This window comes from Limnohabitans sp. Rim8 (assembly GCF_943326455.1).
Classification (GTDB): Bacteria; Pseudomonadota; Gammaproteobacteria; order Burkholderiales; family Burkholderiaceae_C; genus Limnohabitans_A.
In genome coordinates this window covers 12,681-31,035 of the sequence record NZ_CALPTI020000020.1, presented here as the reverse complement: position 1 = coordinate 31,035, position 18,355 = coordinate 12,681, and the positions used below count along the sequence as shown (strand labels likewise).

The 18,355-nt window shown below is 56.3% G+C and carries 16 protein-coding genes; 5 read left to right on the top strand and 11 right to left on the bottom strand.

What is annotated here, in order from left to right:
• Window positions 1-33 precede the first annotated feature (33 nt).
• From ampD to Q1M54_RS12615, 4 genes are all read left to right on the top strand, one after another.
• Window positions 34-615: a 1,6-anhydro-N-acetylmuramyl-L-alanine amidase AmpD gene (gene ampD, locus Q1M54_RS12630; RefSeq protein ID WP_300557741.1), complete on the top strand. Its 582-nt coding sequence runs from the start codon at window positions 34-36 to the stop codon at window positions 613-615.
• Between the two features lie 403 nt (window positions 616-1,018).
• Window positions 1,019-3,928, top strand: coding sequence for a ribonucleoside-diphosphate reductase subunit alpha (locus Q1M54_RS12625; RefSeq protein WP_300557739.1), 2,910 nt, complete (start codon window positions 1,019-1,021; stop codon window positions 3,926-3,928).
• A gap of 140 nt (window positions 3,929-4,068) precedes the next feature.
• The gene (locus Q1M54_RS12620) at window positions 4,069-5,211 is read left to right on the top strand and encodes a ribonucleotide-diphosphate reductase subunit beta (protein WP_300557737.1); all 1,143 of its coding nucleotides are present in this window, start codon (window positions 4,069-4,071) and stop codon (window positions 5,209-5,211) included.
• 192 nt (window positions 5,212-5,403) lie between these two features.
• Window positions 5,404-5,928 carry a histone gene (locus tag Q1M54_RS12615; RefSeq protein WP_300557735.1) on the top strand — a complete coding sequence of 175 codons (525 nt, stop codon included), beginning with the start codon at window positions 5,404-5,406 and terminating at the stop codon, window positions 5,926-5,928.
• 92 nt (window positions 5,929-6,020) lie between these two features.
• Here the strand turns inward: Q1M54_RS12615 and Q1M54_RS12610 are convergent, their stop codons facing one another.
• From Q1M54_RS12610 to Q1M54_RS12585, 6 genes are all read right to left on the bottom strand, one after another.
• Complete coding sequence (locus Q1M54_RS12610) at window positions 6,021-6,866, bottom strand: DUF3426 domain-containing protein (RefSeq protein WP_300557733.1); 846 nt, start codon at window positions 6,864-6,866, stop codon at window positions 6,021-6,023.
• Between the two features lie 30 nt (window positions 6,867-6,896).
• Window positions 6,897-7,787: a 50S ribosomal protein L11 methyltransferase gene (gene prmA, locus Q1M54_RS12605; protein ID WP_300557731.1), complete on the bottom strand. Its 891-nt coding sequence runs from the start codon at window positions 7,785-7,787 to the stop codon at window positions 6,897-6,899.
• A gap of 6 nt (window positions 7,788-7,793) precedes the next feature.
• Window positions 7,794-9,143 (bottom strand): acetyl-CoA carboxylase biotin carboxylase subunit, encoded by a 1,350-nt coding sequence (gene accC / locus Q1M54_RS12600; protein WP_300557729.1) that lies wholly within the window; start codon window positions 9,141-9,143, stop codon window positions 7,794-7,796.
• Between the two features lie 15 nt (window positions 9,144-9,158).
• Window positions 9,159-9,611 carry an acetyl-CoA carboxylase biotin carboxyl carrier protein gene (gene accB, locus Q1M54_RS12595; protein WP_300557727.1) on the bottom strand — a complete coding sequence of 151 codons (453 nt, stop codon included), beginning with the start codon at window positions 9,609-9,611 and terminating at the stop codon, window positions 9,159-9,161.
• A gap of 161 nt (window positions 9,612-9,772) precedes the next feature.
• Window positions 9,773-10,315, bottom strand: a complete 543-nt coding sequence (locus Q1M54_RS12590) for a TlpA disulfide reductase family protein (protein ID WP_300557725.1) — start codon at window positions 10,313-10,315, stop codon at window positions 9,773-9,775.
• Window positions 10,316-10,329: 14 nt separating this feature from the next.
• On the bottom strand, window positions 10,330-10,914 hold the full coding sequence (locus tag Q1M54_RS12585; protein WP_300557723.1) for a hypothetical protein: 585 nt from the start codon (window positions 10,912-10,914) through the stop codon (window positions 10,330-10,332).
• Window positions 10,915-10,981: 67 nt separating this feature from the next.
• On the opposite strand from Q1M54_RS12585, the gene mpl reads away from it, so the two are divergent.
• The gene (gene mpl, locus Q1M54_RS12580) at window positions 10,982-12,349 is read left to right on the top strand and encodes a UDP-N-acetylmuramate:L-alanyl-gamma-D-glutamyl-meso-diaminopimelate ligase (RefSeq protein WP_300557721.1); all 1,368 of its coding nucleotides are present in this window, start codon (window positions 10,982-10,984) and stop codon (window positions 12,347-12,349) included.
• Here mpl and Q1M54_RS12575 read toward each other — a convergent pair.
• From Q1M54_RS12575 to Q1M54_RS12555, 5 genes are all read right to left on the bottom strand, one after another.
• The gene (locus tag Q1M54_RS12575) at window positions 12,339-13,466 is read right to left on the bottom strand and encodes a 3-deoxy-7-phosphoheptulonate synthase (RefSeq protein WP_300557719.1); all 1,128 of its coding nucleotides are present in this window, start codon (window positions 13,464-13,466) and stop codon (window positions 12,339-12,341) included. The two genes, mpl and Q1M54_RS12575, sit on opposite strands and share 11 nt — an antisense overlap.
• A 237-nt stretch (window positions 13,467-13,703) precedes the next feature.
• Entirely contained in the window at window positions 13,704-15,164 is a 1,461-nt protein-coding gene (tldD, locus tag Q1M54_RS12570) for a metalloprotease TldD (protein ID WP_300557717.1), read from the bottom strand.
• A 99-nt stretch (window positions 15,165-15,263) separates the two neighbouring features.
• Window positions 15,264-16,151, bottom strand: a complete 888-nt coding sequence (locus tag Q1M54_RS12565; protein WP_300557714.1) for an NAD(P)-dependent oxidoreductase — start codon at window positions 16,149-16,151, stop codon at window positions 15,264-15,266.
• A complete protein-coding gene (gene rodA, locus Q1M54_RS12560) occupies window positions 16,148-17,329 on the bottom strand; it encodes a rod shape-determining protein RodA (RefSeq protein WP_300557712.1) in 1,182 nt (393 codons plus the stop codon). Before rodA ends, Q1M54_RS12565 begins: the two co-directional genes overlap by 4 nt.
• A 13-nt stretch (window positions 17,330-17,342) precedes the next feature.
• Complete coding sequence (locus tag Q1M54_RS12555; protein WP_300557807.1) at window positions 17,343-18,344, bottom strand: NAD(P)H-dependent glycerol-3-phosphate dehydrogenase; 1,002 nt, start codon at window positions 18,342-18,344, stop codon at window positions 17,343-17,345.
• Between the last annotated feature and the right edge of the window lie 11 nt (window positions 18,345-18,355).

The following is an 18,355-nucleotide window of genomic DNA, read 5'->3' as shown; positions in this document are numbered from 1 at the left end:
CAGCGGCGTTGACCATCCTTGAACGGAGACACCATGTCTTTTCCGTCCGATGAACCCACCGCGCTCTGGCAGGATGGTTGGTATGCGCCGGCGCAGCGGATGGACTCCCCCAACTTTGGCGACAGACCCAAAGGAGCATGCATTGATTTGGTGGTGATCCACTCGATCAGTCTGCCGCCCGGCCAATATGGTGGTCAAGAGGTACAAGACCTGTTCACCAACCAACTGGACTGGGACGCTCACCCTTATTTCTCGCAAATGAGGGGCTTGCAGGTGTCCGCTCATTTCTTCATTCGAAGAGATGGCGCCTTGATCCAGTTTGTCAGCGCCAACGACCGGGCTTGGCATGCCGGACAGTCCGAGTACCGTGGACGGTCCCAATGCAACGACGACTCCATCGGCATTGAACTGGAGGGCCTGGAAGGCGATATCTTCACAGAAGCACAATATCTGCAACTGGCACGCCTTTGCCAAGACTTGCGAGGCCCTTACCCCATTGCCCATGTGGCAGGGCATGAACACGTGGCTCCTGAACGCAAGCAAGACCCCGGGCCCGGTTTTGCTTGGGAACGCTTTAAACAGCTATTGAAATTCCCGGATTCGTACTTTCCCTAGGAATTTAAAGCCACAGTTGGAAAAAAATATTTTTCAACTTTTTACATTTGTGGGGCGGCTCCATGACTTTCAATGGTCAACTTCAAAAGTCAAAACCCTTCTCTTAAAAGCGATTGAAGGACAAAGCTTGTCCAAGGCCACACCGTTATTGGCTTTGCGTCCAAAAATGCTGTTTTCAAAGCGTTTGCAGTGACTTTTTTCAGCTTATAAAAAAACTCTCAACGACCTGTTTTCCAGCCATGGCTCGCCAGCGCTCAAAAAGCATCGGTACACTACCTGTAGTGGCTTGCAAGGGTCGCAGACACCAGATATAGTGTCTGAAACAAATTTTGACAATTGAAGTTACAACCAGGCTCAAGCACTTGTTAACGCCCTAAAACAGACCACAAATTAGAAAAAAACCATGCAAACAGAACTCAACGTTTCATCTTCTGCATCTGGCCTGATGAACCAGCCCATGTCTGACCGTGCGGGCCAACCCTCCACGCAAAGCCTGAACCAATACCAAATCATTCGTCGCAACGGTGCGGTCGTTCCTTTTGAGCCCAGCAAAATTGCAGTAGCCCTGATGAAAGCCTTTTTGGCTGTGCACGGCACACAAGGTGCCGCATCGGCCAGCGTGCGAGAAGTGGTCGAAGAATTGACACAAAACGTGGTTCGCGCACTGATGCGCTCACGTCCTGGCGGCGGTACGTTTCACATCGAAGACGTGCAAGACCAAGTCGAGTTGGGCCTGATGCGCAGCAGCAACCATGAGGTAGCGCGCGCTTATGTGCTTTACCGTGAGCGCCGTACCCAAGAGCGTGCCCAGCAAACTCAACAATCCACGCAGGCCACCCAAGAACCTGCGTTACACGTCATCGACCGCGGCCAACGCGTCGTCCTTGATCTGGGTTACCTCAAATCACTCATGGTCAATGCTTGCGCTGGCTTGGGCAAAGATGTGAGCCCCGAACCCATCGTCGCCGAAACCATGCGCAACCTGTACGACGGCGTGCCCATGGAAGAGGTTTACAAGGCGTCCATTTTGGCGTCGCGCACCCTGATCGAAAAAGACCCGGATTACACCTACGTGACCGCCCGTTTGCTGATGCACACCATTGCCAAGGAGATTTTGGGCAAGGAAGTACCTCAGAGCCAGATGGCCGAGGCGTACATCAACTACTTTCCTCAGTTCATCAAAAAAGGGGTTGAAAACGACCTGCTCGATGAAAAGCTGCTGCAATTCGACCTGAAGCAATTGGCCGCAGCCCTCAAGCCCGAACGTGATTTGCAATTTGATTACCTGGGCCTGCAAACCCTGTATGACCGCTACTTCTTGCACGTGCGCAAAACACGCATCGAGATGCCGCAGGCTTTCTTCATGCGCGTCGCCATGGGCTTGTCCCTCAACGAAATCAACCGTGAAGCCCGCGCCATCGAGTTCTACGAGGTCCTGTCGTCGTTCGATTTCATGTCGTCTACGCCCACCTTGTTCAACAGCGGTACTTTGCGCTCGCAACTTTCAAGCTGCTACCTGACCACCGTGCCCGACGACTTGGGCGGCATTTATGACGCCATCAAGGAAAACGCCTTGCTGTCTAAATTTGCGGGTGGTTTGGGCAACGACTGGACACCCGTGCGTGCCATGGGCGCCCACATCAAAGGCACCAACGGCGAATCACAAGGTGTGGTGCCGTTCCTGAAGGTGGTCAACGACACCGCTGTCGCGGTCAACCAGGGCGGCAAGCGCAAGGGCGCGGTCTGCGCCTACCTTGAAACCTGGCACCTGGACATCGAAGAGTTCCTGGAGTTGCGCAAGAACACCGGCGATGACCGCCGCCGCACGCACGACATGAACTCGGCCAATTGGATTCCTGACCTGTTCATGCGCCGAGTCATGGAAAAAGGCACTTGGACCTTGTTCTCGCCTTCAGACGTACCCGATCTGCACGACCTGTTCGGCCTGGCATTCGAAAAAGCCTATGTGGCTTATGAACAAAAAGCAGAGCGCGGCGAGATCAAGCCCAGCAAAACCATCCCAGCCACCGACCTGTGGCGCAAGATGCTGTCCATGCTGTTCGAAACCGGCCACCCCTGGATCACTTTCAAGGACCCTTGCAACGTGCGCTCACCCCAGCAGCACGTTGGCGTGGTGCACTCGTCTAACTTGTGCACCGAGATCACGCTCAACACCAGCGACACCGAGACCGCCGTCTGCAACTTGGGCTCAGTGAACCTGTCGCGCCACCTCAAGGACGGCGCGAACGGCAAAGTGATCGACCACGACAAGTTGAAGAAAACCATCACGATTGCCATGCGCATGTTGGACAACGTGATTGACATCAACTACTACGCCGTCAAGAAGGCCCGTGACTCCAACATGCGCCACCGACCTGTGGGGCTCGGTTTGATGGGTTTCCAAGACGCACTGTACGAGATGCGCACACCTTATGCGTCTCAGGCTGCTGTGGAATTCGCGGACCAATCGATGGAAGCGATTTGCTACTACGCCTACTGGGCATCCACTGAGTTGGCCAAAGAGCGCGGCCAATACGCCACTTACAAAGGCTCTTTGTGGGACCAAGGCATCTTGCCTTTGGACACGCTGAAACTGTTGGAGCGTGAGCGCGGTGGTTATGTGGAGGTTGACCGTTCATCCACTCTCGACTGGGACGCCTTGCGCCAAAAAATCGCCTCCGACGGCATGCGCAATTCCAACTGTGTAGCCATTGCGCCTACGGCCACCATCTCCAACATCATCGGGGTTGACGCCTCCATCGAGCCTTGCTTTGGCAACTTGTCGGTCAAGTCCAACTTGTCGGGCGAATTCACCGTGATCAACGGCTACTTGGTGCGTGATCTCAAGCGCTTGGGCCTGTGGGACGATGTGATGGTCATGGACCTGAAACACTTTGACGGTTCACTGCGCCCGATCGACCGTGTGCCCCAAGAAATCAAGTCGCTGTACGCCACCGCCTTTGAAGTCGAAACCACTTGGTTGGTAGAAGCTGCAGCGCGTCGCCAGAAATGGATCGACCAAGCCCAGTCTCTCAACATTTACATGGCTGGCGCATCGGGTAAAAAACTTGACGATACCTACAAACTGGCTTGGCTGCGTGGTCTTAAAACCACCTATTACCTGCGCACATCCAGCGCCACGCAAGTTGAAAAATCTACGGTGAATGCGGGCTCGCACAACGCCGTGTCATCCTCAGGCATGAACGCCGCGGAATCTGCAGCAGCAGCGTCTCAAGCGTCCATGAGCACATCGCCAGCAACCGACGTCAAGTTTGTGGCCATTGACGATGTGAGCTGCGAGGCTTGTCAGTGATTTGAAACGCATCGCACTTGGCTGTGATTGGCCAAATGCGATGCAATAGCACAACACTTCTTGTGGGTTGTTCGTCATAAAACGCATCACTGCTTTGCAATTTGTTGGCAAGCTTTCATAATTTAAGAACTGGAATTTTTATGCTCTCTTGGGACGATCAAGTCAAACCTGCTTTGCAACCCGCAATGCCTCCATTTTCTGGCGCAGACGCCTCTGCTGCCATGGCATCGCCGTCCTCGACTTCTGGTTCCACAACAGCAGCGCCTCGTCGCATGAATGCAGCAGACAAGCGCATCATCAACGGCCAGACCGACGTCAACCAGTTGGTGCCGTTCAAATACAAATGGGCTTGGGAAAAATACCTGGCCACTTGCGCCAACCACTGGATGCCGCAAGAAATCAACATGACCCGCGACATCGCCTTGTGGAAAGACCCCAACGGTCTGACCGAAGACGAGCGCCGAATGGTCAAGCGCAACCTCGGTTTCTTTGTCACCGCAGACTCTTTGGCGGCCAACAACATCACATTAGGCACCTACCGCCACATCACAGCACCTGAGTGCCGCCAGTTTTTGCTGCGCCAAGCCTTCGAAGAAGCGATTCACACCCACGCGTACCAATACATCACCGAGTCATTGGGTCTGGACGAAAGCGAAATCTTCAACGCTTACAACGAAGTCAAATCCATCCGTGACAAGGACGAGTTCCTGATCCCGTTCATCAACGTGATCATGGATCCCAACTTCAAGACCGGCACACAAGAATCCGATCAGACGCTTCTCAAGTCTTTGATCGTTTTCGCTTGCCTGATGGAAGGCCTGTTCTTTTACGTGGGTTTCACGCAAATTTTGGCCTTGGGTCGCCAAAACAAGATGACGGGTGCTGCTGAGCAGTACCAGTACATTTTGCGCGACGAATCCATGCATTGCAATTTCGGCATTGACATGATCAACACCATCAAGCATGAAAATCCACAGCTGTGGACCGCCGAGTTCAAAGCTGAAATCAAAGAATTGTTCTTGCATGCGGTTGAATTGGAATACCGATATGCCGAGGACACCATGCCACGCGGCGTATTGGGCATGAACGCCTCCATGTTCAAAGGCTACTTGCGTTACATTGCCAATCGCCGCGCCACTCAGATCGGTTTGGAGGCGCTCTTCCCCAATGAAGAGAATCCATTCCCATGGATGAGCGAAATGATTGACTTGAAGAAAGAGCGAAATTTCTTCGAGACGCGAGTCATCGAGTACCAAACCGGTGGGGCTTTGTCCTGGGATTGATCTTCTGAACACCCCCTCAATGCGCCCTCTCTTCAAGCCACACACCGCATTGCCTTCGGGCCATGCGCGTTGTGGCTTTTCTGTGTTCATGGTGTTGAGTTCTTGCTCAGCGCCATGGATCGCTTTGTGCAATCCAACAAGCACCAAGCGTTCCCTTTCCGTTGAGTTCTCAACTTGATCAAGGAGAAAATCATGGCAACTGCAAAAAAAGTAGCGGCAAAAAAAGCTGCTCCCGCAAAGAAGGCCGTTTCGGCCGCGAAACCTGCCGCTAAAAAAGTAGCTGCAGCCAAGAAACCAGCCGCTAAAAAAGCTGCGCCAGCTAAAAAAGCTGCTCCTGCCAAAAAAGCAGTCGCAGCCAAAAAGCCAGCAGCTAAAAAAGCAGCGCCCGCCAAAAAAGCAGCACCTGCTAAAAAAGTAGCCGCAGCCAAAAAGCCAGCAGCTAAAAAAGCAGCGCCCGCTAAAAAAGCAGCCGCAGCCAAAAAACCAGCGGCTAAAAAAGCAGCCCCCGCCAAAAAAGCAGCCCCCGCTAAGAAAGCAGCAGCCAAAAAAACTGCAGCCAAGAAGCCAGCTGCCAAAAAAGCGGTCGTGAAAAAAGCAGCCAAAAAACCAGCAGCAAAGAAGGCATCCAAAGCACCCGCTGCCCCTACTGCCCCTGCTGCACAAACGACTTTGAATCCACAAGCTGCCTGGCCGTTCCCTTCGGCCGCCAAGCCCTGATTCAACCGTCTGGCGTTAGCCACAAAGCCCATCACTGGCAACAGTGGTGGGCTTTTTCAATGAATGATCGTCACGAGTCAGGTCGCTATAACTCAAGGATAAAAGTTCAATAACCGGTAGTGGCTGAACACCAGTGAAGGATCGACTCTGACAGTCAGGGACCCATTCCAAACTTGGCCTGGTGACAAAGTCTCCGGCGCTTGCACTTCGTCAGGCAAGAAAATGCGACGAGCCACGGGGTTATTGGACCCGTCCAGCAATGTCAACTCCAAGGACGTCGTGGCCACGGTTAAGGGACCCGTGTTGCGAAGCGACCAATTCAACACGAATGATTGACCACTTTGCGCAAAACTCGCGCCCTCAATCTCCAAGGCTTTAGCGTTCATCCAAGGCTTCAATTGGCAATGAAGTGGGCGACATAAGCTTTCCAAAACAGGCTGACTGTTGGGCCACAAAGCAGCCATGGCGTGACGCTGGAAAAAGAAAAATTGCCCCATCAACAACAAAGCCAAGGCTGCCGCTGTGGCGTACTGCAACAAACGCGTTGGCGCTGGACCTGTTTCTTCAGGCCCTCGCACGGAGGGCTCATGCGTTGGAACTTGTGGTTTGAATGTGGCCAGCGCCTCAGAAAAGTCCATCAAGTCAGCGCTGACACCAGGGTCGAGTGTTGAAGCGGGACCCGAACGGTCCTCTCTCAGCAAAAGATCATCCAACGCCACTCGGCTGACCGGCTGGGCCAAAACTGGATCGGTGGCTTGGGCACCCAATCTGTCAGAGGCATGCGCCAGCAGAACCGGAGAGGCCGGCACATCCAAACCCGTGCCATTGAAAACCTCTTGGCACTTTCCGCAGCGAAGCCAACCATGGGCGGCTTGGATTTGAGCCGCATCTAATGCGTAGACAGTAGCGCAAGAGGGGCAACGAATGATCCTGGTCATGGAACGATTGTAGTCAGCCTCAGACCGCTGTCATGCTGGGTGGGACACACCTGTCATCAATATCCAGCCGTCTTGGGTATCGCTCACTTCGAGGAGAATCCAAGGGGCATAGGCAGCCTTCAACTCGTCAGCTTGACGTTCCAGAATACCGGCCAAAACCAAGGATCCGCCGGCCGCCACATGGGCGCACAACAGAGGTGCCAGAACCCGTAGCGGTGTGGCCAAAATGTTGGCCAAGACTGTTTGGTATTGGCCCTGGGCCTTGTCCGGCAGTCCGGCTCGCAAAACCACATGGTTGGCGACTGCGTTCAAATCGGTGGCGATCACAGCTGCTTCATCGATATCAACGGCATCGATGTCGGTAGCGCCGTACTTGGCCGCACCGATCGCCAAAATACCGGAACCGCAACCGTAATCCAAAACACGTTGGTCTTGCACACCATTCTGTGCAATCCACCGCAGACACATGCGGGTGGTCGGGTGAGTGCCCGTGCCAAAAGCCAAGCCCGGGTCAAGCCGGATGATCTGACGGGCTTGCGCAGGTGGCTCATGCCAAGTTGGAACAATCCAGAAATCAGAGGTGACCTCGACCGGTGCAAACTGCGACTGCGTCAAACGCACCCAATCTTGGTCCTCGAGCGTCTGAACCCCTAGCAACTGGCAATCTTCAAAAAAATCTTGCGCTGAGAGCAAAACAGCGGCTTCTTTGGCTGCAGCTTCTTGTGCGAACAAAGCCACCATGCGGGAGCGCTGCCAACCGTCTTTGGGTGGCGGCATGCCCGGCTCGCCAAATAAAGCCTGCTCAGCGGGTGTTTGGGCGTCCGCGTCCTCAACGGAAACACTCAAGGCATCCAGCGCATCGAGCGCATCGCTCAACACATCGACCCGGTCTTCGGGACACAACAGGCTCAGTTCGTACATATGTGATCAGCGTTTGCGCTGGCTCAGCCAGTGTTCCAAATAATGGATATTGGTACCGCCTTGCATGAACTTGGCATCCACCATCAACTCTCGGTGCAGTGGAATGTTGGTGTGAATACCCTCAATCACCGTCTCGTTCAAAGCAGTTTGCATGCGGGCCAAGGCTTGTTCGCGCGTATCGCCGTGCACAATCAATTTGCCAATCATGGAGTCGTAGTTGGGTGGCACAAAATAGTTGTTGTACACATGAGAGTCCACCCGAACACCTGGCCCACCAGGCATATGCCATGAGGTGACGCGACCGGGCGAGGGTGTGAACTTAAACGGATCTTCGGCATTGATCCGACATTCGATCGCATGGCCGCGAATCTCAATTTGGCGCTGTGTGAAAGGCAGTTTTTCGCCAGCAGCCACCATGATCTGGGTCTTCACAATGTCCACGCCCGTGACCCACTCGGTCACCGGGTGCTCCACCTGCACACGGGTGTTCATCTCGATGAAATAAAACTCACCGTTCTCATAGAGGAACTCGAAGGTACCTGCGCCCCGGTAATTGATCTTCTTGCAAGCGGCAACGCAGCGGTCGCCAATCTTGTCAATCAACTTGCGGGCAATGCCAGGCGCTGGCGCTTCTTCGATCACTTTCTGGTGACGGCGCTGCATCGAGCAATCGCGCTCACCCAAGTACACCGCATTGCGGTGCTTGTCCGCGATGATTTGAATTTCAACATGACGTGGGTTTTGCAAAAACTTTTCCATGTAGACCGCAGGATTGCCAAAAGCCGCACCGGCTTCCGCTTTGGTCATCTGCACCGCATTGATCAATGCAGCCTCGGTGTGCACCACACGCATGCCGCGGCCACCGCCACCGCCTGCGGCCTTGATGATGACCGGGTAGCCCACAGACTTGGCAATGCGCCGCACCTGTACCGGGTCGTCGGGCAACTCACCCTCAGAACCAGGCACACAGGGCACGCCAGCCCGGATCATGGCCTGTTTGGCCGAGACCTTGTCGCCCATGATGCGAATGGATTCAGGTGTGGGGCCGATGAATTGGAAACCGCTCTTTTCCACCCGCTCCGCAAAATCGGCGTTTTCACTCAAAAAACCATAGCCAGGGTGGATAGCTTCTGCATCGGTCACTTCAGCTGCCGAAATGATGGCCGGCATGTTGAGGTAACTCAAAGCTGACGAGGCGGGCCCAATGCAAACCGCTTCTTCTGCCAATTTGACGTACTTGGCCTCTTTGTCGGCCTCGGAATAGACCATCACCGCCTTGACACCCAACTCGCGGCAAGCGCGTTGAATACGCAGGGCGATCTCGCCACGGTTGGCGACCAGGATTTTCTTGAACATGAAATCCCCGATGCTTTATTCGACGATGAAAAGAGGCTGACCGTATTCCACGGCTTGGCCGTTTTCACACAGGATCTGAGTGACGGTGCCGGACTTATCGGATTCGATTTCGTTGAGGATCTTCATCGCCTCGATGATGCAAAGGGTGTCGCCTTCTTTGACCACGGAGCCAATTTGAATGAAAGGTGCAGAGCCAGGGCTCGATGAACGGTAAAAAGTACCCACCATTGGCGATTTCACCGCGTGGCCAGCGGCCGCTTCGGCCACCACAGGAGTCTCTGCAACGGGAGCAGCAGCAACCGCCACGGGTGCAGCCATGACAGGCGCGGCTTGTTGGAGCACCACGGGTGCAGCGACGCCCATGCTTTTGACAATGCGTACCTTGCCTTCAGCTTCGGTGATCTCCAACTCGGAAACATTCGAGTCAGACACCAAATCAATCAGTGTTTTAAGTTTGCGCAAATCCATAAGATCCTCCGATGCCTGAAATACATGTAATGGATCGAATTTACACTAAATTTCAATAAAGCCCCGCAAAATTATCTGTTCTTCACTGTCTAAGTACCCATCAAAGGCTACAGAACCACCATTCGGTGCCGTTCATCGGAGAGGCGACGACGTCAAGGCATTCAGGCGGCAGCCGCACGCCATTGGCTGAGATCATCATCTGTGAGTTGCCCCATCTTTTGTCGCCAAATGCTGCCATCTGCCTTGAAAAATACCGTAAATGGCAAACCACCCACCGCATTACCCAAAGATTTGGCCAAGTTTGTGCCTTCCAAACCAGCCAAACCAACCGGAAATGCCAAAGGTTGTCGCTCCAGAAAGCGACGCACGGCACTGGGCTGATCGATGGCCAAAGCCACCACTTGATGACCATTCGGGTTGTTCTCGCGCCAAAAGGCATTGATCATGGGCAACTCTTCAATACAAGGCGGGCACCAAGTGGCCCAAAAATTCAAAATCAAGGGTTTACCCCTGAATTGAGCCATGCTCAAGCCCTGGCCTGCCGGGGTTTCAAACTGTTGCAGCCACAAGGGATGGCTGGCGACTTGGGCCACAGGTTCAGGCTCATAACGCCACAGGGCCAAACCAACGCCAGCCACAGCAGCAGCCGCACCAGCACCCCAAATCAAATGACGCCTGGAAGCATCTGCATTGCGATTGTTCATGGTTTGATTTTCTTTCATGCCGCCAGCAGGCGCTTTAATGCGGCCAAATTCCCCCGGGGCGAGCGGCCTTGCAGATCGGGCAGCAAAGCTCCGCGCAGATCATCCAAGTCGTAGATTCGCAGGTGCACACCCACATCTTCGTTCAAGGCTTCACAAAAACTGTGCAGGCTCAAAACCTCGACATCGTCGCCGTGAAGGCCGCGAACGGTTTGCGCTTCATAGCGCTGGTTTTGGTTGATCAAGGCGATCTCGGCCGATTTAGGATCGTCGCAAAACAAGGCCAAATCCACGTCGCACAGGCGTGTGGCCCACCCTTGCCAAACCGCCCCACCCAAGTGCGGACGGAATTCACTCAGGCGTTCCATCCAAACCTGCGCCAATTCGCGCAAAGCCAACAACTCGGTGGGCTGCGTGTCGGCGCACAACAAGGCGATGTAGTCGCGCACCTCAGCCTCTACCACGTCATTGGTAGGCAAAGCCGTGCGCGCGGACAGGCCCAGCTCTTTCAGGGCGCGGTGCTTAGCCGGGCCAAAGGCCAAGCCTTCCTCCACCACCAGACGGGCGGCGGTAGCGGCAATTTCAAGGGCAAGATCGTTCATGCGGCAGATTGTGCCTGCCTGGATCGCCCCGAATGAAAAACGCCTTGCGGCCGCCTAAAATCAGACCATGCATATACATATCTTGGGCATTTGTGGCACCTTCATGGGGGGCCTGGCCGCGCTGGCCCGCGAGGCAGGGCATCGGGTCACCGGCTGCGACGCGGGCGTTTACCCGCCCATGAGTGACCAACTGCGGGCTTTGGGCATCGAGCTCATCGAGGGTTTTGACGCCGACCAGATGACCCTCCAACCCGACATGTACGTGGTGGGCAACGTGGTCAGCCGCGCCCGGCTGGCCGACGGCAGCCCCAAATTTCCGCTGATGGAAGCGATTCTGGAAGCCGGTGCGCCCTACACCAGCGGACCCCAGTGGCTGTCCGAACATGTGCTGCAAGGCCGCCATGTGCTGGCGGTGGCGGGCACGCACGGCAAAACCACCACCACCTCGATGCTGGCCTGGGTGCTGGAACAGGCCGGGCTGCAACCGGGCTTTCTGGTCGGTGGCGTGCCGCTCAACTTTGGCTTGTCGGCCCGGCTGGGCGGAGGTCAATATTTCGTCATCGAAGCGGACGAATACGACACCGCCTTTTTCGACAAGCGCAGCAAGTTTGTGCACTACCGCCCGCGCACCGCCATCCTGAACAACTTGGAATTCGACCACGCCGACATTTTTGACGACCTGGCCGCCATTGAGCGCCAGTTTCACCACCTGGTACGCACCGTGCCCGGCTCGGGCCGGGTGGTGGTCAACGGCCTGGAAGAAAGCCTGACCCGCGTGCTGGCGCAAGGCTGCTGGAGTGAAGTGCGCACATTTGGCAGCGCCGTCAGCGACTTTGTGGCCGAAGGCGAACCCTCCAGCTTCAAAGTGCTGCAGGCTGGCCAGCCTGTTGCCGAAGTGCAATGGGCGATAGGCGGCGTGCACAACCAGCTCAATGCACTGGCTGCCATCGCCGCTGCCGAGCATGTGGGGGTGAGTCCGGCTGTGGCGGCGCAAGCGCTGGCCAGCTTTGAAAACGTCAAACGCCGCATGGAAGTGCGCGGCAAAGTGAACGGCATCACCGTTTACGACGACTTCGCCCACCACCCCACGGCCATTCGCACCACCGTCAACGGGCTACGCCGTCAGGTGGGTGATGCACGCATCCTGGCCATCTTCGAGCCGCGCAGCAACACCATGAAGCTCGGCACCATGAAAGCCCAGCTGCCCTGGAGTCTGGAAGAAGCCGATCTGGCGTTTTGTCACTCGGGCGGTTTGGGTTGGGACGCCCAAGCCACGCTAGGGCCTATGGGTGATACAGCGCAAGTGGGCGCCAACATCGACGAAGTGATTGCCCAAGTGCTGGCTCAAGTGCAGCCCGGCGACCACCTGCTGTGCATGAGCAATGGGGGCTTTGGTGGCATTCACGCCAAGCTGCTCACGGCCCTCAACGGCTGAGTGAACGACGCGCCTTCACCGCATCCGACAGCACCTGCAAAACGCCTTCGCTGTCGTCCCAGCCAATGCAGGCGTCTGTGATGCTCTGACCGTAAGTCAGCTTGGAGACCTCGTGCTGACCGGGTGTGAATTTCTGGGCACCATCTTTCAGGTGGCTTTCAACCATGACGCCAAACACTTGGCGTGATCCACCGTTGATTTGCGCGGCGATGTCTTTGGCCACATCGATCTGCCGCTCGTGCTTTTTACTGCTGTTGGCGTGGCTGCAATCGACCATCAAGCTGGCGGGAAGTTTGGCGGCCTCCAATTCCTTGCAGGCAGCGGCCACACTTTCGGCGTCGTAGTTGGGCGCTTTGCCACCGCGCAAGATCACATGGCAGTCTTGGTTGCCTTGGGTCTGCACGATGGCGACCTGACCGTTCTTGTGCACCGACAAAAAATGGTGACCACGGGCAGCGGCCTGGATCGCGTCGGTCGCGATTTTGATGTTGCCGTCGGTACCGTTCTTGAAGCCAATGGGGGCTGACAAGCCCGAAGCCAACTCGCGGTGCACCTGGCTTTCGGTCGTGCGGGCACCGATGGCACCCCAGCTGATGAGGTCACCAATGTACTGGGGCGAGATCACGTCCAAGAACTCGCTGCCAGCAGGCAGGCCTTGGCGGTTGATCTCGATCAACAACTGGCGTGCGATGCGCAGGCCTTCGTCGATCCGATAGCTCTCGTCCAAATAGGGGTCGTTGATCAGGCCCTTCCAGCCCACAGTGGTGCGCGGTTTTTCGAAGTACACGCGCATCACGATCTCCAAAGAGTCCGCGTATTTGTCACGCAGCGGCTTCAAGCGGCGAGCGTAGTCTAAGGCCGCTGCCGGGTCGTGGATAGAGCAAGGACCCATGATGACCAACAAGCGGTCGTCTTGGCCATGCACGATCTTCTGAATGGCTTTGCGGGTTTGGGAAATAAGGGTCTCGGTGGCCGTGCCAGCAATCGGGAAAAACCGAATCAAATGTTCTGGCGGTGGGAGCACGGTGATGTCCTTGATGCGTTCGTCGTCGGTCTGACCTTTGCGGTCGGCGGCATTCGGATACCAGCTCTCGGGGGCTGCGGTTTTGGCGTTCATCGTGAAGTCCTCAATTGAAAAACAGGTGAAAAAAAACCGCCGGGCTTTGGGGCTCCGGCGGTGTGTATCGAGATATTCGGGTGCTTATGCGCTCGCCTCTCGTCCGCCGGGGACTGAGAACCAAAAGTAAAAAAAGTAAAAAGCAAAGCGGGAAGTCATGGGATTCAATGTAGCACAGCTTGATGACGGTTCATGACAGAGGCATCCGGGGACAAACCCGAAGCCCCATTTTCAGAATCAGGCCGTGCCCCCAACCGTGAGTCCATCGATGCGCAAGGTGGGTTGGCCCACACCCACTGGCACGCTCTGGCCCTCCTTGCCGCAGGTGCCCACCCCCGAGTCGAGCTTCATGTCGTTGCCGATCATGCTGATCTTTTTGAGCGACTCAGGGCCGCTGCCAATCAGCGTCGCGCCTTTGACAGGGTATTGAATTTTGCCGTTTTCCACCCAATAGGCTTGGCTGGCCGAGAACACAAATTTGCCGCTGGTGATGTCTACCTGCCCACCTGCGAAGTTGGTGGCATACAGGCCTTTTTTGATGCTGGCCACAATTTCTTCGGGGCTCTTGTCGCCGCCCAGCATGTAAGTGTTGGTCATGCGCGGCATGGGCACATGGGCATAGCTTTCGCGGCGGCCGTTGCCCGTGGGCTTGACACCCATCAAGCGGGCGTTCATCGAATCTTGGATGTAGCCACGCAAGATGCCGTCTTCAATCAACACGTTCTTTTGGCTGGCATGGCCTTCGTCGTCCACATTGAGCGAGCCACGGCGGTCGGCCATGGTGCCGTCGTCCAGTACTGTGACGCCTTTGGCTGCTACGCGCTGACCGATGCGGCCGCTGAAGGCACTCGAGCCCTTGCGGTTGAAATCCCCCTCCAAGCCATGGCCCACAGCTTCGTGCAACAGCACACCGGGCCAGCCATTGCCCAGCACCACCGTCATCTCGCCTGCAGGCGCAGGGCGGGCTTCGAGGTTGATGAGCGCGGCTGAGACGGCTTCTTGCACATAGGTCTCGACCATGCCGTCGTCAAAGTAGGCCAGGCCAAAGCGGCCACCGCCGCCTGCGCTGCCCACTTCACGGCGGCCGTTTTGCTCGGCAATCACCGTCACCGACAGACGGATCAAGGGGCGCACATCCGCAGCCAAGGTGCCGTCGGCGCGGGCCACCATGACCACGTCGTACTCGGTCGCCAAACCGGCCATCACCTGCACCACTCGCGGGTCTTTGGCCCGGGCGATTTTCTCAACACGGCCGAGCAAGTTCACCTTGGCGGTGCTGTCCAAAGTGGACATCGGATCGAGCGAGGGATAGAGCGAACGGCTGGCCGAAATTTTGCGCGTGGGCACCTTGATGCGTTTGTTTTGCGTGGCCTGCCCGATGGTGCGGACCGTCATGGCCGCGTCCATCAAAGAGGCCACGGAGATATCGTCTGAGTAAGCAAAGGCTGTTTTTTCACCAGACACCGCACGCACACCGACACCTTGGTCAATGCTGAAGCTGCCGGTCTTGACAATGCCCTCCTCCAAGCTCCAACCCTCAGAGCGGGTGTACTGAAAATACAAGTCGGCGTCATCAACTTGGTGCGCCTGGATGGCGGATAGCGCTCGACTCAGGTGGCTTTCATCCAAGCCAAAGGGTTCAAGCAAGAGGGACCGGGCCGTGGCCAAGCGTTCGATGGTGGGTTCGCGTGAAATCATGGAACACATTGTAGGCAGGCTTCAAGACCCTTGCCCAAGCAGGTGGGGCCACTTTGGGTTCGCATGGCTTGGCAGCCTAAGGGACGCATTGCCCAAGTCTCAGCGCTGGCGCATCAGTTGAATGAGTGCCGCATCGTCCAACTGGTCCCAGCCCTGAGCCATCGCCTGTGCAAACAGGTCCCGCGCCAAACGGCCCAGTGGTGGGTCGTACGCCACTTCATCAGCAGCAGAAACGGCCAAACCCGTGTCCTTGGCCAGCAAACTGACGTGCGCTCGGGGTTCAAAGTCTCCGGCCAAAGCCCGTCGCATGCGGTCAGTACCTATCCAACTTTGACCACTGGAAGCCTCAATGACCGACATGGTCACAGCCGGGTCCAGCCCCAAACGCTCTGCTAAAGCCAAAGCCTCGGCTGCCCCTGCCAAGTTGACGGCGGCCAGCAGGTTGTTGACCAATTTGGTGCGCGCGCCATCCCCCGCCCGAACGCCCACGCGAAACACCTGCTGACTCAAAGCCTGGAGCAAATTCTGGCTCCGCTGCCAGACGGGCTCAGAACAGGCCACCATCAGGCTCATGGACCCTTGTCTGGCCCGCAACGGGCCACCCGACATGGGCGCGTCAATGCAATCTACGCCACGTTGTGCCAAACGTTCGGCTTGGTCTTGCACGGTCTTGGGTCCCAAAGTGGGGCACAACATGACCGTTTGACCTGGCTTGAGGTCAAAACCCGCGCCATCAGCACCCCATAAAACAGCTTCGGTTTGGGCCGCATCCACCACGGCAATCAACATCACTCCGTCAGGTGCCAAACTGCGGACAGCTTGCACAGGCGACGCAAATGACAACGCACCCTCAGCCACAGCCTTGGCTTGGGCCTGCACATCCGTGTCATGAACACCCACCGACCAAGCCAATTCGCGCAGCCGGGCCAACATGGCACCGCCCATATTGCCTGCACCAACGACCACCACAGATAATGAATTGCTCATGTTTGTACCAGTTGTTTCGATTTGGCAATCGACATCAAAATGCCCAAGGCCAAGCCCAAAGTGACCATGGCTGTTCCACCGTAACTGATGAAGGGCAAAGGCACACCGACCACCGGCAAAATGCCGCTGACCATGCCCATATTGACGAACGCGTAAGTGAAAAATATGGTGGCCATGCTGCCGGCCAGCAAGCGGCTAAACAATGTGGGCGCCTGCATCGCAATGACCAAGGCGCGGTAGATCAAAAAGAAAAAACACGTCAGCAGGACCAAGCCCCCAAGCAGTCCAAACTCTTCACCCAAGGCCGCAAAAATGAAGTCAGTGGTGCGCTCTGGAATGAACTCCAAGTGGGTTTGCGTTCCCTGCATGAAACCCTTGCCCCACAGACCTCCTGAACCAATCGCGATCATGCCCTGAATGATGTGGAAACCTTTGCCCAATGGATCTCGCCCGGGATCCAGCAAGGTACAAACCCTTTGCCGTTGGTACTCGTGCAACACATGCCAATCAACGCCCGGCTTGCACAAGCTGGGCTCCATGATCACCAAAACAACAATACCGACAACGCCCGAAAAAACAGGCGGCAAAATCCAACGCCAATTCAAACCTGCGAAAAAAATCACCGCCAAACCAGCAGCCAGCACCAGCAAAGAGGTTCCCAAATCGGGTTGTTTCATGATCAAGCCAACAGGGACCAGCAAAATCAGCAGCGCGATAGCGAAATCAGACATCCGCAGCTGTCCTTCGCGCTTTTGAAACCATGCGGCCAACATCAGCGGTAAAGCAATTTTCAGAATCTCGCTGGGCTGAATCACCACCCCCAAATTGATCCAACGGGTTGAGCCTTTCTTGGTGATGCCAAAAAGCGCCACAGCCACCAGCAACAGCACGCCAACCGCATAAATAGGCAAGGCCCAAGCCATCATTTTGGAGGGTGGAATTTGCGCCACCACCATCAAGATCACACCTGCTATCAGCATGTTGCGGCCATGGTCAACAAAACGGGTACCGTGGTCAAAACCGGCTGAGTACATCACCAAAAGACCCAAGCCCACCAACAAACCCACAGCCATGGCCAGTGGGCCATCAAAGCCCTCAAACAAGCGCCAAACTTGCTGGAGCAACGTAGGCTTTTGAAAAACAGAACCCTTGGCCAAGGGTGGTTGTCGGGCAATCATAAAGAGCAATGATTCAGGCGAACTCGCCTTTGGGGTCACGGCCCATCAAGGCCTGCACCGCCTCTTGCGGGCTGCACGCCCCATCCAGCAAGGCCACCACTGCAGCGGTGATCGGCATGTCAACGTCCAGCAACTGGGCCCTTTGCATCACTGTGCGGGCACTGTAGACGCCTTCCGCTACGTGCCCCAAAGAGGACACGGCTTGCGCCAAAGTTTGTCCTTGCGCCAAGAGCAAGCCAACTTTTCGGTTGCGGCTCAAATCACCCGTGGCTGTCAACACCAAATCACCCAAACCGGACAAGCCCATAAAAGTGTCGGCCTGCGCCCCAAGGGCTATGCCCAAACGGGTCATCTCTGCCAATCCCCGGGTGATCAGGGCAGCCCTTGCGTTGAGGCCTAAATTCAAACCATCGCACAGGCCGGTGGCAATGGCCAAAACATTCTTCACCGCACCACCCACCTCCACACCCACCATGTCTTGGTTGGCATAAACGCGCAAGGAAGGGCCATGGAATGCGTTCACCATCGCATCGCGCACGCCGGCATGGGGGCTGGCGGCGACCAACGCTGTTGGTTGTTGGCGGGCCACTTCCAGCGCAAAACTGGGGCCACTCAAAGCCCCCGCTTGGAGCTTGGGCGCCACTTGCGCTTGAACCTCGTGCGGCATCAGACCCGTACCCGACTCAAAACCCTTGCACAGCCAAGCGACTGGCGCATCCGCACCAGCCAAAGACGTCAAGACGTCCCTCAAACCAGCCATCGGTGTGGCCACCACCACCAAACGAGGCGCATTGCCAAGCCATCCAGTGCTGGCGAGTGGCTCAGATGAAATCCGAACAGACTCCGGCAAACGAACACCGGGTAGATAGCGGTTGTTTTCACGGGACTGCTGCATGGCGAGCGCCTGCGCCTCATCCCGAACATGCAGAACCACCTGATGACCTGCTGGGTGGCGGTTGGCCGCCAAGGCCATGGCGGTGCCCCAAGCGCCGGCACCAATCACGCTGATGTGCATCACGGGGTGTC

Coding starts and splice junctions, on each gene's coding strand:
- ampD (WP_300557741.1), top strand. CDS start 34: ATGTCTTTTCCGTCCGATGAACCCACCGCGCTCTGGCAGGATGGTTGG.
- Q1M54_RS12625 (WP_300557739.1), top strand. CDS start 1,019: ATGCAAACAGAACTCAACGTTTCATCTTCTGCATCTGGCCTGATGAAC.
- Q1M54_RS12620 (WP_300557737.1), top strand. CDS start 4,069: ATGCTCTCTTGGGACGATCAAGTCAAACCTGCTTTGCAACCCGCAATG.
- Q1M54_RS12615 (WP_300557735.1), top strand. CDS start 5,404: ATGGCAACTGCAAAAAAAGTAGCGGCAAAAAAAGCTGCTCCCGCAAAG.
- Q1M54_RS12610 (WP_300557733.1), bottom strand. CDS start 6,866: ATGACCAGGATCATTCGTTGCCCCTCTTGCGCTACTGTCTACGCATTA.
- prmA (WP_300557731.1), bottom strand. CDS start 7,787: ATGTACGAACTGAGCCTGTTGTGTCCCGAAGACCGGGTCGATGTGTTG.
- accC (WP_300557729.1), bottom strand. CDS start 9,143: ATGTTCAAGAAAATCCTGGTCGCCAACCGTGGCGAGATCGCCCTGCGT.
- accB (WP_300557727.1), bottom strand. CDS start 9,611: ATGGATTTGCGCAAACTTAAAACACTGATTGATTTGGTGTCTGACTCG.
- Q1M54_RS12590 (WP_300557725.1), bottom strand. CDS start 10,315: ATGAACAATCGCAATGCAGATGCTTCCAGGCGTCATTTGATTTGGGGT.
- Q1M54_RS12585 (WP_300557723.1), bottom strand. CDS start 10,914: ATGAACGATCTTGCCCTTGAAATTGCCGCTACCGCCGCCCGTCTGGTG.
- mpl (WP_300557721.1), top strand. CDS start 10,982: ATGCATATACATATCTTGGGCATTTGTGGCACCTTCATGGGGGGCCTG.
- Q1M54_RS12575 (WP_300557719.1), bottom strand. CDS start 13,466: ATGAACGCCAAAACCGCAGCCCCCGAGAGCTGGTATCCGAATGCCGCC.
- tldD (WP_300557717.1), bottom strand. CDS start 15,164: ATGATTTCACGCGAACCCACCATCGAACGCTTGGCCACGGCCCGGTCC.
- Q1M54_RS12565 (WP_300557714.1), bottom strand. CDS start 16,151: ATGAGCAATTCATTATCTGTGGTGGTCGTTGGTGCAGGCAATATGGGC.
- rodA (WP_300557712.1), bottom strand. CDS start 17,329: ATGATTGCCCGACAACCACCCTTGGCCAAGGGTTCTGTTTTTCAAAAG.
- Q1M54_RS12555 (WP_300557807.1), bottom strand. CDS start 18,344: ATGCACATCAGCGTGATTGGTGCCGGCGCTTGGGGCACCGCCATGGCC.